At 68.1% G+C, this 13,334-nt stretch carries 14 protein-coding genes; 4 read left to right on the forward strand and 10 right to left on the reverse strand.

The features are described 5' to 3' along the window. Positions 1–9: 9 nt before the first annotated feature. Positions 10–747, reverse strand: coding sequence for a cytochrome c biogenesis CcdA family protein (locus G5V65_RS11890; protein WP_165050312.1), 738 nt, complete (start codon positions 745–747; stop codon positions 10–12). A 66-nt stretch (positions 748–813) separates the two neighbouring features. Here G5V65_RS11890 and G5V65_RS11895 point away from each other — a divergent pair, with 66 nt between their 5' ends. The 3 genes from G5V65_RS11895 to G5V65_RS11905 all read left to right on the forward strand — a co-directional run bounded on the left by G5V65_RS11895 (position 814) and on the right by G5V65_RS11905 (position 2,812). Continuing rightward, positions 814–1,254, forward strand: a complete 441-nt coding sequence (locus G5V65_RS11895) for a thioredoxin family protein (protein WP_241250540.1) — start codon at positions 814–816, stop codon at positions 1,252–1,254. Positions 1,255–1,382: 128 nt separating this feature from the next. Further along, positions 1,383–1,715 carry an ArsR/SmtB family transcription factor gene (locus G5V65_RS11900; RefSeq protein WP_165050314.1) on the forward strand — a complete coding sequence of 111 codons (333 nt, stop codon included), beginning with the start codon at positions 1,383–1,385 and terminating at the stop codon, positions 1,713–1,715. 53 nt (positions 1,716–1,768) lie between these two features. Next, on the forward strand, positions 1,769–2,812 hold the full coding sequence (locus G5V65_RS11905) for a YeeE/YedE family protein (protein ID WP_165050316.1): 1,044 nt from the start codon (positions 1,769–1,771) through the stop codon (positions 2,810–2,812). 20 nt (positions 2,813–2,832) lie between these two features. On the opposite strand, the gene G5V65_RS11910 is transcribed toward G5V65_RS11905, so the two are convergent. Both G5V65_RS11910 and G5V65_RS11915 read right to left on the reverse strand, forming a co-directional pair. Next, positions 2,833–3,531, reverse strand: coding sequence for a hypothetical protein (locus tag G5V65_RS11910; RefSeq protein WP_165050318.1), 699 nt, complete (start codon positions 3,529–3,531; stop codon positions 2,833–2,835). A 2-nt stretch (positions 3,532–3,533) separates the two neighbouring features. Next, positions 3,534–4,259, reverse strand: coding sequence for a cobalamin B12-binding domain-containing protein (locus tag G5V65_RS11915; protein WP_165050321.1), 726 nt, complete (start codon positions 4,257–4,259; stop codon positions 3,534–3,536). 222 nt (positions 4,260–4,481) lie between these two features. Between G5V65_RS11915 and G5V65_RS11920 the strand changes: the two genes are divergently transcribed. Then, on the forward strand, positions 4,482–4,715 hold the full coding sequence (locus G5V65_RS11920; protein WP_165050323.1) for a hypothetical protein: 234 nt from the start codon (positions 4,482–4,484) through the stop codon (positions 4,713–4,715). Between the two features lie 24 nt (positions 4,716–4,739). Here G5V65_RS11920 and G5V65_RS11925 read toward each other — a convergent pair whose 3' ends face one another. From G5V65_RS11925 to G5V65_RS11955, 7 genes are all read right to left on the reverse strand, one after another. After that, positions 4,740–5,966: a flavin-containing monooxygenase gene (locus G5V65_RS11925; protein ID WP_165050325.1), complete on the reverse strand. Its 1,227-nt coding sequence runs from the start codon at positions 5,964–5,966 to the stop codon at positions 4,740–4,742. 112 nt (positions 5,967–6,078) lie between these two features. Then, entirely contained in the window at positions 6,079–7,020 is a 942-nt protein-coding gene (locus tag G5V65_RS11930) for an ABC transporter permease (protein WP_165050328.1), read from the reverse strand. Further along, complete coding sequence (locus G5V65_RS11935) at positions 7,017–8,066, reverse strand: ABC transporter permease (protein ID WP_165050330.1); 1,050 nt, start codon at positions 8,064–8,066, stop codon at positions 7,017–7,019. Before G5V65_RS11935 ends, G5V65_RS11930 begins: the two co-directional genes overlap by 4 nt. Continuing rightward, positions 8,056–9,573 (reverse strand): ABC transporter ATP-binding protein, encoded by a 1,518-nt coding sequence (locus G5V65_RS11940; protein WP_165050332.1) that lies wholly within the window; start codon positions 9,571–9,573, stop codon positions 8,056–8,058. Before G5V65_RS11940 ends, G5V65_RS11935 begins: the two co-directional genes overlap by 11 nt. Beyond that, positions 9,570–10,868, reverse strand: coding sequence for an amidase family protein (locus G5V65_RS11945; RefSeq protein WP_165050334.1), 1,299 nt, complete (start codon positions 10,866–10,868; stop codon positions 9,570–9,572). The genes G5V65_RS11940 and G5V65_RS11945 overlap by 4 nt, the downstream gene beginning before the upstream one ends. 21 nt (positions 10,869–10,889) lie before the next feature. Next, entirely contained in the window at positions 10,890–11,873 is a 984-nt protein-coding gene (locus G5V65_RS11950) for a BMP family protein (RefSeq protein WP_165050336.1), read from the reverse strand. A gap of 32 nt (positions 11,874–11,905) precedes the next feature. Then, positions 11,906–13,198, reverse strand: a complete 1,293-nt coding sequence (locus tag G5V65_RS11955) for an amidohydrolase family protein (RefSeq protein ID WP_165050338.1) — start codon at positions 13,196–13,198, stop codon at positions 11,906–11,908. Positions 13,199–13,334 lie beyond the last annotated feature (136 nt).

Genomic DNA, 13,334 nt, shown 5'->3' on the forward strand with positions numbered 1-13,334 from the left:
TCCCCTTCGTCATCTCAAGGTGCCAGACCAGTCGAAATTGCGGATCATCCAATCCGCGATCAGGTTCACCGAATTGGTGGCGATCAGGATGCCGAAGACGATCAGCATCACCCCCATCGCCTTTTCCACATGCCCCATCAGCGCCCGATGCCGCGCCACCCAGGCCAGGAACGGCCCTGCAAAGGCCGCCGCCAGCACGAAGGGCAAGGTCATGCCCAGCCCATAGACCAAAAGCAGCGCCCCCCCGCGCCACAAGTCACCCATGCCGCTGGCCACCATCAGGATTGCCGCCAGCGCAGGCCCCACGCAGGGCGTCCAGCCGAAACCGAAGGCCAGCCCCATCACATAGGCCCCGATCAGCGTGCGCGGCTTGGCTTCCGTCTGCACCCGCGCCTCGCGGTAGAACAGCGCGATTCTCAGCACGCCCAGGAAATGCAACCCGAACAGGATCAGCACCCCGCCCGCCACCCAGGACAGCACTTCCTTCCATTGCAGGAACACCCGCCCCAGCGCCGTGGCCCCCAGCCCCAGAAGCACGAAGATCGACGTCACCCCCAGCGCAAAGGCCACCGCCTGCACCACAAGCCGCCGCTGCGCGCCCGGCGCGATCGTGCCCCCGTCGCGCAATTCCTTGACCGAAAGCCCCGCCATATAGGACAGATAGAAGGGCACCATCGGCAGGATGCAGGGCGAAAGAAAAGACAAAAGCCCGGCCAGCGCCGCACCCGTGAAGGAAACTTCCAGCATCGCTCCCTCCCCGAAGCGCTGCCTTGCCCAAATGGCAAAGTTACATTAGAATATTACTATCTTTATATGGGCGTCAACATGGGCAACCGCCTTCCCCCGCCGTCATCGGTTCCCTTCCCTGGCTCTGCCGGGGCCTCTCGCGGGCATATCCTCCGCGCCGCGCTTGTCGCGCTGGCCCTGCTTCTGGCCTGGGCCGCGCCGATGGCACAGGCGCAGGGCCTGCAACTGGCCATGGTGGAACAGCCGGGCTGCATCTACTGCGCCCGCTGGCACGCGGAAGTCGGCCCCGAATACCCGCTGACCGCCGAAGGCATCGCCGCCCCTCTGCTGCAACTCCAACTGCGCGAACCGCTTCCCGACGGCGTCACGCTCCGCGCCCCGCCCGTCTTCACCCCCACCTTCATCCTGCTGCGCGACGGAACCGAACTCTCGCGCATCGAAGGCTATCCGGGCGAAGATTTCTTCTGGCCCCTGCTGGCGCAGATGATCGCCGCCGCCGGGAACTGATGCATCCCGGTTCCAGCCCGCCCCGCCATGTCCGGCAGCCGCACGAAAATGTTGTGATCGCCCGCCAATAGGTTCATCTAGGCGGCAGAACAGACGGGGACAGCACACTGGATCTGAGCGCCGCAGACATGGACAAGGCCGTGACATCCCCCAGCCTCGCCGAACTCGTGGCCGAGGCAGAGACCGCCGCGAATTTTCTCAAGGCGCTCGGCCATGACGGCCGCCTGACGATCCTGTGCCACCTGCATGGCGGCCCGAAAAGCGTCACCGAACTTGAAAACCTGCTCTCCGCGCGTCAGGCTGTCGTCAGCCAGCAACTCGCCCGCCTGCGCCTCGAGGGGCTCGTCAGCGCGCGGCGCGAAGGGCAGGCCATCTTCTACTCTCTCCTTGACCCCAAGGTCGCGGAGATGATCCAACTGCTTTGCCGCCTGTTCGGCCACCCGGCACAAGATCGGGACTGACAGGATCGCATCCCCGCAGGTTGCGCCGCGGGTCAGGAAAGGGAGGAAGGACGATGGAGTCTCTGCCCATCGGAATGCTGGCGGCCCTCGTCGGGCTGGTCGGCGGGCTGGTCATGGGGCTGGCCGCCCGCCTGGGGGATTTCTGCACCCTCGGCGCGCTGGAAAGCGCCGTCTATGCCCAGGATCAGCGCCGCCTCCGGCTTTGGGGGATCGTGCTGGCCGTGGCCATCCTGGGCACGCAGATCGGCGCGATGACGGGGCTGATCGACCTTGGCGCCAGCTTCTACCACAGCCTGCAATGGAATCCGCTCGGCTCCATCATCGGCGGGCTGGTCTTCGGCTATGGCATGGCCCTGGCCGGCAATTGCGGCTTCGGCGCGCTGGTCCGCTTCGGCGGCGGCGACCTGCGCTCGCTGGTGGTGGTCGTCGTCATGGGCATCTTCGGCTTCATCGCGCTTTCCGGCCCGCTGGCCCCGCTGCGCACGGCGCTCTTTCCCCAGCCCGATGCCACCGGCCCGCAGGGCATCCTGCATGATCTGGGCAGGCTTGGCATCCCGCCCCTTGCCGCCACGCTGGCCATCGCCGCGCTCGCCGCCTTCTGGGCCCTGTCCCATCGCGGCCTGCGCCAGAACCCCCGGATGATCGCCTGGGGCGTGGCGGCGGGCCTTGCCGTGGTCTGGTGCTTTGCCGGCACGACCTGGCTTTACGAATCAAGCCTTGGCGCGGTCTCGGTCGAAGGCCCCTCCTTCACCGCCCCCGTCGGGCGCACGCTGATCTTCCTGATGACCTCCACCGCGGGCGGCATCACCTTCTCGGTCGGCTCCGTCGTGGGCGTCATGGCCGGGGCGCTGATCGGCTCCATGATCCGCGGCATGTTCCGCTGGGAGGCCTGCGAAGACCCGCGCGAACTGGGCCGGCAGGTGGGCGGCGCGGTGCTGATGGGCATCGGCGGCGTGGTCGCGATGGGCTGCTCGGTCGGTCAGGGCGTCACGGGCTTTGCCACCCTCGCCTGGTCCGGCCCCGTCACGCTGGTGGCCATCGCCATCGGGGCCGTCATCGGCCTGCGCCAGCTGATCTCGGGCTTCCAGCCCGAGTGATCGGGCCATTCGGCAACCGGCTATTCGGCCACCGGGGCCTGCAGGATCTGATCCAACTCCTCGACGCTGATCCCCAGGATCTCGGCCGCGTGGCGATAATCCTCGCGCGCCTGCCCCACCGCCTCCAGCGCGCAGCGCCGCCGCAGGCGCTGCACGAAGGCGGCAAGGATCACCTCAAGCGGTGACTTGCCCACCTGCCGCGCCGCCTCTTCCACGGACGAGGCTTCCATTTCCCGCCGATAGCGATCCTGGATCATCGCAAGTCGCGCCTCATAGTCCCGCACCAGCGTCTGCTGCGCGGCCTGAAACTGCCGCTGGATCCGGCTTTCAGGCGCCAGATCCCTTCCCAGCAGAAGGCGCACCCCCTGCCCCGCCCCGCCAAAGCGGACGGTCCGCAGCAGAAAGGGCATGGGCAGCCCCGCCCCCCCCACAAGATTGACATGCCGCCCCCCGCCAATCTCGGCGGCAGAGTCCGGCGCGACCGGGGTCAGCACATCTTCCAGCAGGCTCCGCGCCTTTTCGGCGCTGTCGGAAAACACGATGGCATCAAAGGGTTGCCCCACCCAGCCCAGCAAACCGGCCGCCTGTGCCCCGTGAATCTCCTGCACCCTGCCGGCACGGTCCAGCTCGATCACCAGATCGGCCAGCCCGTCCATCAGTCGGGCAATCTGCCCGGCGGCCAGCCGCTCGGTGTAATGCCCGGTCTCTGCGCGTCCCATCGTCAATTCGCCTTTCCAGGCCGGACGCGCCCTCCTTTCAGAAAGGATGTCGCCACGGCCAAGTCGCATGTCACCAGATCTGCGCCAAGAAACCGATAGGCTTCCTGCGCCGCCGTCAGGGCGGCACCGCCGACCATGATCGAAACACCCGCATGGCAGGACGCAGCCCTGATCCCGTCGATCCAGTCCCGCGCCTCTGCCAGCAACTCGTCATGGCCAAACGACAGGCCCACAACATCGAAAACCTCGGTCGCCACATGACCAAGCCACCGCTCCGGCGTTGCGCCGATCTCCAGCGTCACATCGCAGCCCGCCGCCACAAGCTCGCGCCGCACAAGACGCGGGCCAAGCAGATGCTCCTCACCCTCCGGGACCAGAAGCAGGACACGTCCGCCGCCGAACCTATCCTTGCGCCCTTCAAAGCGCAACAACCGCTCCAGACCGACGAAAAGCGCCACGCCACCGTCGAAATCCAGTTCGCCCCGCTGCCAGCGCCTCTGCGCAATGGCGGCGGCGGCGGCCACGATCTGGCCCAGATCCTCGCCGTCCCGCCCCAGCCCCGAAATGCCCGACAGGTCCTGCTGCATCCCCGGCTCCAGCCGGCACAGCACCTCGACCAGCGCCTCGACCTGCGCCTCGCCCGGCACGGACTCGACAAATGATCCAAGCCCGCTTTCGAAAAGGCCGCCCAGAAGATCCCGGGCTTCGCGGTCACACCGGCTTCGCACAGTCTCCTCCCAGATACCGTCCGCACTGATGGCGCGACGTTAGGCGGTCCATCCGGCGGCTTCAAGACCCGTAAACAACCCTGCCAAGGGCGCGGAATCGCCCGGCGGGCGCCCCGCGTCGCGCCTCCGTCCGACGGATGGGTGGATCATCCTTTCGGCTGTATAAATTCGCCTGCCGGTAGACCGTTTTCCTTGTCAGCAGAACTCAGGGAGGAAATGACCATGCCTCAGCATATCCCCAGCGAATGCGACACCGTCGTCCGGATGCTGGGAATCGCCTTTCTCGGCCTTCACCTTCCGCTTGCATGTGTCGGCATCGCCCATTTCATCGGCGGCTACACCGATCCCGGCGCACTCGTGCTGGCGGCCCTGTTCGGCACGCTCCTTGCGGCGGTGATGACGCTGGGCAGCATGTGGCGGCTCATCGTGCCGCATTTCCAGAACCGGATGGCCTGATCCGCCCCTGCCGCCGCTGGCGCTTCAGCCACGCCCGGCGATATGGCCCGCCAGATGGTCTGCATCATGCCAGACGCCCCAGATGAAGGGCGACGCCCGGCGTGAAAGCCATGGCAGGCCCAGGAAATACAGCCCCGGCACCTCGGAGATGCCCTTGTCATGGCGCGGGCGGCCCTTGTCGTCGAAGACGTCGATGCCGATCCAGCCGAAATCCAGCACATAGCCCGTCGCCCAGATCACCGCGCCCACCCCCGCCGCCTTCAGGTCCAGCGACAGGATGGGATCGGTCACGCAATCCGGCACCGGCTCGAACACCCGCGCTTCGGGCTCCTCGGGCAGATCCAGCCCCTCGCGCGCCACATGGGCATCAGCCTCGTCCAGCACCGACAGGTAATTCGCATCCCCCCGCGCGATGTTCGCAGCCAGATCCGGCGCGAAATGCAGCACGCCCCCCTCGCAGCGATCCGTCCGTCCGACCAGCTTCATCCCCCGGTTGCCCAGATTGCGGAAATCCACCGTCTGCCCGCCTTCCGCGCCGCTGACCGCGATGGTCACATGCTCCATCCCCGGCTCGACCGCCCGCGCATCCCACTTGCCCAGCGCCCCCAGCCACCAGACGAAATCCCGCCCCCGATAGGCGCGCGGCGGCCGGTCATGCGGCCCCACGGACAGATAGACCTCGCGCCCCGACCGCAGCAGTTCATCCGCAATCTGCGCCCCCGAAGACCCCGCCCCTACCACCAGCACAGCCCCCTCCGGCAACTGGCCCGGATTGCGGTAATGGTTGGAATGGATCTGCATCACGCCCGCGCTGTCCGGGATCATCGCCGGAAAGACCGGCTTCTGGAACGGCCCCGTCGCCGCCACCACATTCCGCGCCTCGATCACCCCGCCATCCGCCAGCGTGGCGCGAAATCCCCCCTCGGGCCGCTGCACCAGCTGCCGCACCTCGACGCCACAGCGCACCGGCATCTTCTCCCGCTCGGCCAGCGTTTCGAAATAGCGCACGATCCGGTCCTTCGGCGCAAAGGCATCCGGGTCCATGTCATCGAAGGTCATCGCCGGAAAGCGATCATGCCAGGCCGGGCCATTGGCCACCAGCGAATCCCAGCGCTCCGTCCGCCAGCGCTCGGCGATGCGGTGGCGCTCCACCACCAGATGGTCCATCCCCCGCCGCCCCAGATGCGCGCTCATGGCAAGCCCCGCCTGCCCGCCCCCGATCACCAGCGTATCGACCGTCTCAACCGCCATTGCCGCACTCCCTTTCGCATCGGGCGCAAGGCCCCCCCCTTTGCTCTATGTGAGACATTGGTTAGGCGAAACATGCATTTCTCTCGGCATTGGTTAGGTTGCGCCTAATCCCTCAGCGCTCTCCCCGCCGATAGGGCTGCATCAGCGCCTCGGGCACCCGCGCCCGCCGCGCCACAAGGATCAGCGCCACAATCGACAGCACATAGGGCGCCATCAGGAACAGCTGATAGGGCACCCCCTCCACCACCGTCTGCAGACGCAACTGAAACGCATCGAACAGCGCAAACAGCAGCGCCCCCAGCAGCGCCTTGCCCGGCCGCCAGGACGCGAACACCACCAGCGCAATGCAGATCCATCCCCGCCCCTGCACCATGCCGGGGAAAAAGCTGTTGAAGGCCGCCGTCGTCAGGAACGCCCCCCCCAGCGCCATGATCCCCGATCCCACCATCACCGCCCAGATGCGGATGCGCACCGGGTTCAACCCCTGCGCCTCCACCGCATGCGGGTTCTCCCCCGTCATCCGCAGCGCAAGGCCCATCGGCGTGCGCGCCAGCATCCAGGCCACCAGCCCCACAAGGATCAACGCCACATAGGTGGGCGGCGTCTGGGTGAACACCACATCGCCCAGGAACGGGATCGCCGACAGGCCGGGGATCGGCCAGGGCTGGAACGGCTCGATCGTGGGCGGCAGGTCACCGACCTGCACCCACAACCGGTAAAGGTAGTAAGCCAGCGCCGAAGCCAGCAGCGTGATCCCCAGCCCCGACACATGCTGCGACAGGCCCAGGGGCACCGTCAGCATCGCATGCAGCCAGCCCATCGCCATCCCCGCCAGCACCGCCATCGCCAGCCCCGCCCACAGATCGCCCCCCCAATAGACCGTCAGCCAGCCGACCATGGCCCCCATGGTCATGATCCCTTCGATCCCAAGGTTCAGAACCCCCGCGCGTTCACAGATCAGCGCCCCCAGCACGCCAAAGATCAAGGGCGTCGCGATCCGCAGCACCGCCGCCCAAAGGCTCGCCGTCGTCAGGATATCGAGGGCTTCCATCATCGCCGCACCCGCCAGGTTGTGAACAAAAGCGCCACCAGCATCGCCAGCAACGCCACCGCCATGATCACATCGGCGATGAAGCTTGGCACCCCCGTCGCCCGGCTCATCGCATCCGCGCCGACGAAGACCGTCGCCACAAAGACCGACGCCGCCACCACGCCCAGCGGATGCAGCGCCGCCAGCATCGCCACCACGATCCCGGCATAGCCGAAGCCCGGCGACATGGTGGTGGTGACATAGCCCACCGGCCCCAGCACCTCGATCGCGCCCGCCAGCCCCGCCAAACCGCCGGACAACAGCGCCACCTTCACCAGCGTCGCCGTGATCGGCACCCCCGCAAAGGCCGCCGCACGCGGGTTCAGCCCCGCCGCCCGCGTTTCCGCCCCGAACACCGTCCGCGCCTGCACCAGCCAGACCAGCAGCACCACGACAACCGCCAGCACGATCCCCACATGCAGCCGCGATCTCGGCACCAGGTCGGGCAAGCGCAGCCCCGCCGCCACCGGCACCGATTGCGGCCAGCCGAAGGCCATCGGATCCTTCAGCACCCCCTCCACCATCAGCCCGACAATGAGCAGCACGATGAAATTCAGAAGCAGCGTCGTCACCACCTCATCGACGCCAAACCGCAGCCGCAGCACCGCAGGCACCAGCAGAAGCACCGCCCCCGCCGCCATCCCCGCCGCTGCCAGCGCCGCCCAGGCCAGGGGCAAGGGCCAGCCCGCCAGCGCCGAATGCCCCAGCGCCGCCGCCGCCAGCGCCCCCATGTAGAACTGCCCCTCCCCCCCGATGTTCCACAGCCGCGCCCGGAACGCGACCGCCGCCGCCAGACCCGTCAGGATCAGCGGCGAGGCGCGGGTAAAGGTCTCCGTCACCGCCAGCCGCGATCCGAAGGCCCCGCGCAGCATCTCGCCATAGGCCAGCCAGGGGCTGACCCCCGCCATGGCGATCAGCCCCGCGCACAGCACCAGCGCCGCCAGCACCGCGATCAGCGGCGCAAGGATCAGCGCCGGAAGCGACACGTCCTCGCGCCGTTCAAACCGCATCGCGCGTCTCCCAGACCCCGGCCATCATCAGCCCCAGCCGCCGCGCATCCACCTCCTCGGCGGCAATCGGTTCCGACAGCCGCCCCTTGGAAATTGCCTGCAACCTGTCCGACAATCCCACCGCCTCCTCCAGATCTTCCGATATCAGCAGGATCGCCGCCCCCTCGGAGCGTGCCATCAGCAATTCCTGATGCACCGCCGCAATGGCCCCCTCATCCAGCCCCCGCGTCGGCTGATTGGCCAGCAGGAAGCGCGGCCCCGCCGCCAGATTGCGCCCAAGGATCAGCTTCTGCATGTTCCCGCCCGACAAGAGCCTTGTCCGCGTCGCAGGCCCCGCGCCGCGAATGTCGAACCGCGCAATCAGCCCCGCCGCATGCGCCTCGGCCGCCCGCCGCCGCACGAAGCCCCAGCGGGAAAAGTCGCGCACCCGCTCCAGCACCGCGTTTTCCCAGACGGCCAGATCCCCCACCACGCCCTCGGCATGGCGATCCTCCGGCACCCGCCCGATGCCCATACGCACCGCCGCGCGCGGGGTGATCCGCGCGATGTCGCGCCCGTCAAAGGTGATGGTCCCGGCATCCAGCCGCGCCAGCCCCGAAAGCACCCGCCCCAGCATCGCCTGCCCGTTGCCGGAAACCCCGACGATCCCCAGAATCTCGCCCGTCCGCACCTCGAAATCCACGGCGTCCAGCGCCATGCCCCCGCCCGCCGATGCCGACAGCCCCTTTGCCACCACCACCGGCGCCCCCGCCGCATGCGCCTCGCGCTTCGGTCGTGCCACGGCACGGCCCACCATCAGTTCCGCCAGTTCGGCGGGGTTCGTCTCTGCCGTCGCCCGCTCTGCCACGACCCTGCCCCCGCGCAGCACGACGACCCGGTCCGATGCCCCCATCACCTCATGCAGCTTGTGGCTGATGAAGATGATCGACAGCCCCCCCTGCGCCATGCCCCGCAGGATGCGGAACAACTGCTCTGCCTCGGGCCGGGCCAGCACCGCCGTCGGTTCATCCAGGATCAGGATCCGCGCATCGCGATACAGCGCCTTCAGGATCTCCACCCGCTGCCGCTCGCCCACCGAAAGATCACCCACCCGCGCCTCCGGGTCCACCGGCAGCCCGAAGGTGGCCGATAGCTGCATAAGCTTTCGGGCGGCCCCGTCGCGGTCAGACCCCACCTTCCAAAGCGGCTCGGACCCGATGACGATGTTTTCCAGCACCGTCAGATTGCCCGCCAGCGTGAAATGCTGATGCACCATCCCCACGCCCGCGGCGATGGCCGCGCGCGGCTTTCCGGGCGGCAAGGGTCTGCCCTCCACCCGCACCTCGCCCGCATCCGCCGCATAATGGCCGAACAGGATGTTCATCAGCGTCGTCTTGCCCGCGCCATTCTCGCCCAGCAGGGCCAGCACCTCTCCCTTTTTCAGGGACAGGGTCACGTCGTCATTCGCCACCAGCGCGCCAAAGCGCTTGGTGATCCCCTCCAGTTCCAGAACCGCCCCACCGCTCATGGATGCCCCGCGATATCGAAAGGATAGGCAACAGGCGGCAGCGCCGCCGCCAACCGCGCGCCCAGCGCCAAAAGCGCCCGGTCGCATCCCACACGGCCCGCGATCTGCACCCCCACCGGAATGCCCCCGCCCGCCAAGGGGATCACCAGCGCCGGATAGCCCGCCGCATTGGCCAGCGCCGCCCCCGGCGCGACCTTCCCCATCTGCGCGAAATGCGCCGCCACATCGCGCGCGGTCATGTCAAAGGCCCCCACCTCCGGCACCCCCCGCGCCAACACGGGCGAGATCACCGCATCCACCCCGGCCATCCAGCCCTCCCATTCCGCCGTCAGCACCGCCATCTCGCGGCTGGCCGCGAACAGATCCGCCGCCCCCATCGCGCGGCCCTCCTCCAGCACAGCCGCCGCAATCGGCGTCAACTCTTCCCCCGACACACCCAGAAACCCCATCCACTCTGCCAAAGATGCCGTCAGCACCCGCCGCGCCACGACCCCCGCCCGCGCCGCCATCACAGCCGGAAACGCGCGCTCCTCCACCGCCAGCCCCAGACCTTCGGCCAGCCGCGCCACGGCCCTTGCCCCCTCGGCCTGCACCGCATCGCAGCCCTCGGGCACCATCACCCCCACGCGCCCCGCAGCGAAACCCCGCCCACCGGCCCCATCCTCTGCCACCGCATCAAACGCCGTGACAACATCCCGCACCGACCGCGCCAACACCAGCTCGCTCGCCAGCCCCATCAGCCAGTTCCCCTGATCCGGCCCCATCGGCACCGCGCCCCGGCTGGGCTTCAACCCCACCAGCCCGCAACAGGCCGCAGGCACCCGGATCGACCCCGCCGCATCCGTCGCATGCGCAATCGCCACGATCCCCGCCGCCACCGCAGCCGCCGCCCCGCCCGAAGACCCGCCGGACGACAGCGCACCATCCCACGGATTCACGCAAGGATCAGATGTCAAAGCCAACCCGAATTCCGGCACCGTGGTCAGCCCTAAAGGCACCAGCCCCGCCGCCCGGAACCGCGCGAACAGGTCACTATCCGCCCCCTGATCCACCCGCCGCCGCGCCAGCGCCGCAGATCCCGCGACCGGCGACAGCCCCGCCGCCCCCGACCCCAGATCCTTCCCCAGAAACGGCACCCCGGCAAAGGGCCCCGACAAAGGCCCCAAGGCCCCCGCCCGCCCCATCCCCGGCTCCAGCCGGCAGATCGCGCCGAACCCCCGCGCCGCCGCCGCCTCCAGCGCGGCCTCCATCACCCCGGACGCCGAAACGGCGCCCGAGGCGATGGCCCCTGCCAAGGATGTCGCGTCCTGCAACGCTTACGCAGGCTCGTTCGCGTCGATCGGCACCTCGAAGGCACCCGAAGCAATCGCGGCCTTCTTCTCCTCCATCGCCGGAACGGCATCGGCGGGAACCTCTTCCGCCACATAGATCAACTCGTTCCCGCCATATTTCATGAAGGAATATTCGGTGTAATCGCGGCCCACCGGCTTGCCCGCCACCACATCGGCCACGATGGCATCAATCGTGGGGCGATAATTCCAGATCGCATTGGCAAAGACCGTCCCCGGATAGCGCGGCGTATAGTCGATCAGCGACCCGATCGCCTTCACCCCCCGCTCGGCCGCGCCATCCGCCGTCCCGATGCGTTCCCCGAACAGGATATCCGCCCCGCCGTCGATCTGCGCCACCGCCGCTTCCTTGGCCTTGGCCGGATCGAACCACGCCCCGATGAAGCCGTTCAGGAACTTCGCCTCCGGGTTCACCTCCTTCACGCCCATGCGGAAGGCGTTGATCAGCAGGTTCACTTCCGGGATCGGATAGCCACCGACCGACCCGAAGGTCCCGGTCTTCGACATCTTGCCCGCCAGCATCCCCGCCAGATAGGCCGCCTCATGGTTGCGCGTGCCGAAGACGCCGAAATTGTCGCCCTCCGGCCCGCCCGACGACCCCATCAGGAAGGCCGTCTCGGGGTAATCCGCCGCCACCGCGCGGGCCTCTGCCTCCACCGCATAGCTTTCGCCCCAGATCAGCTTGGCCCCGCCTTCCGCATATTCCCGCATCGCGCGGGGATAGTCGGTCGCGGCCACCCCTTCCGAGAATTCGTATTCGATCAGCCCATCCGCCGCCGCCGCCTGCATCGCGGCATGGATGCGCGAATTCCAGGCGTTTTCCACCGGCGAGGCATGGACCCCCGCCACCTTGATCGCCGTCTGGGCATTCACCCGGCGGATATAGGCCGGCAGCGCCAGCGTGGCCGCAGCCCCCATCAGGATCGTACGCCGTGTTGTCGTAAATCGCATTTCCTTACTCCCCGTTGGTTTTGTTGTTGATGTCAGTCTTCCGCAATCGGCGCGTAATCGGCGGGGTCCAGCCCCGCCGGACGCCCCGGCAGATCCAGCCGCGCCAGTCGCGGCGCGGTCTCGGCAATCACCCGGCCCGCCCGGATCACCGCCAGCCGCGTGGCCTTCATGCGCACCGCCTCGATCGGGTCGCGCGCCTGCAGCAGCACCATGTTGGCAGCCCCGCCCACCCGCAGCGTCGGATCGGGCAGCCCCATCGCCAGATGCCCGTTCACCGTCACCGAAGTAAACGCCCACCCCATCGCCTCACGCGATGTCATCGGCGCGGCATGTATCCCCATATGCGCCACCTCCAGCATGTCCGCCGATCCCAGCGGATACCAAGGATCCATCGTGCAATCCTGCCCGAAGGCCACATTGACCCCCGCCGCGCGCAGTTCCGGCACCCGCGTCATCCCCCGCCGCTTGGGGTAAGTGTCCGACCGCCCCTGCAACGTGATGTTGATCAACGGGTTCGGCACGATATGCAGCCCCGCCTCGGCGATCAGCGGGATCAGCTTGGAGGCATAGTAATTGTCCATCGAATGCATGCTGGTGCAGTGCGACCCCACCACCCGCCCCTGCAGGCCCAACCGCACGGTTTCTGCCGCCAGCGTCTCGATATGGCGGCTCATCGGATCGTCGCTCTCGTCGCAATGCAGATCGACCGGCAGCCCCCGCTCTGCCGCGATCTCGCACAGCGCGCGCACAGACTCCGCCCCCGCCTGCATGGTGCGTTCGAAATGCGGGATGCCGCCCACCACATCCACGCCCATGTCCAGCGCCCGGATCAGGTTCCGATGCGCCGTCGGATCCCGGTAAAGCCCGTCCTGCGGAAAGGCCACCAGTTGCAGGTCGATATAGCCCGCCACCTCGCGCCGAACCTCCAGCAGCGCCTCCACCGCCGTCAGCCTGTCATCGCAGACATCGACATGCGTCCGGATCGACAACAACCCCTGCGACACGGCAAGATCACAATAGCGCAGCGCGCGTTCCTTCACCGCCTCCGGGGTCAGCAGAGGCTTCAACTCCCCCCAAAGCGCGATCCCCTCCAGCAGCGTGCCGGACCGGTTCAGTCGCGGCAGGCCAAGCGAGAGCGTGGCATCCATGTGGAAATGCGGGTCGGCAAAGGGCGGCGCCACCAGCCGCCCGCCCGCCTCGATCACCCGGCCGGCCTCGGCCTCGATCCGGGGGGCGATCTCCACGATCTTCCCGTCCCTCACGGCGATGTCGACCGGGCTTCGTCCCTCGGGCAGCCGCCCTGCCCTGACCAACAGATCCAGCATGCCCATCCCCGTCCTCACGCCCCCGTCGCCATTCCGACCGCCGCCCCGGCAACCACACCCTGCGCTGCAGCCTAAAGGCTGGCCCGGCCCGTTGCATGACCTAGCGTTAGCAGGATTTACTTGATGGTCAAAAATT

Origin of the sequence: Paragemmobacter kunshanensis (assembly GCF_011059185.1) — a bacterium.
GTDB lineage: Bacteria > Pseudomonadota > Alphaproteobacteria > Rhodobacterales > Rhodobacteraceae > Paragemmobacter > Paragemmobacter kunshanensis.

What these genes read in the sequence shown, in the direction of transcription:
- G5V65_RS11920 (WP_165050323.1), top strand. Translation starts at nt 4,482, where the DNA reads ATGCCTCAGCATATCCCCAGCGAATGCGACACCGTCGTCCGGATGCTG.
- G5V65_RS11955 (WP_165050338.1), bottom strand. Translation starts at nt 13,198, where the DNA reads ATGCTGGATCTGTTGGTCAGGGCAGGGCGGCTGCCCGAGGGACGAAGC.
- G5V65_RS11890 (WP_165050312.1), bottom strand. Translation starts at nt 747, where the DNA reads ATGCTGGAAGTTTCCTTCACGGGTGCGGCGCTGGCCGGGCTTTTGTCT.
- G5V65_RS11930 (WP_165050328.1), bottom strand. Translation starts at nt 7,020, where the DNA reads ATGATGGAAGCCCTCGATATCCTGACGACGGCGAGCCTTTGGGCGGCG.
- G5V65_RS11910 (WP_165050318.1), bottom strand. Translation starts at nt 3,531, where the DNA reads ATGGGACGCGCAGAGACCGGGCATTACACCGAGCGGCTGGCCGCCGGG.
- G5V65_RS11895 (WP_241250540.1), top strand. Translation starts at nt 814, where the DNA reads ATGGGCGTCAACATGGGCAACCGCCTTCCCCCGCCGTCATCGGTTCCC.
- G5V65_RS11935 (WP_165050330.1), bottom strand. Translation starts at nt 8,066, where the DNA reads ATGCGGTTTGAACGGCGCGAGGACGTGTCGCTTCCGGCGCTGATCCTT.
- G5V65_RS11940 (WP_165050332.1), bottom strand. Translation starts at nt 9,573, where the DNA reads ATGAGCGGTGGGGCGGTTCTGGAACTGGAGGGGATCACCAAGCGCTTT.
- G5V65_RS11900 (WP_165050314.1), top strand. Translation starts at nt 1,383, where the DNA reads ATGGACAAGGCCGTGACATCCCCCAGCCTCGCCGAACTCGTGGCCGAG.
- G5V65_RS11905 (WP_165050316.1), top strand. Translation starts at nt 1,769, where the DNA reads ATGGAGTCTCTGCCCATCGGAATGCTGGCGGCCCTCGTCGGGCTGGTC.
- G5V65_RS11925 (WP_165050325.1), bottom strand. Translation starts at nt 5,966, where the DNA reads ATGGCGGTTGAGACGGTCGATACGCTGGTGATCGGGGGCGGGCAGGCG.
- G5V65_RS11950 (WP_165050336.1), bottom strand. Translation starts at nt 11,873, where the DNA reads ATGCGATTTACGACAACACGGCGTACGATCCTGATGGGGGCTGCGGCC.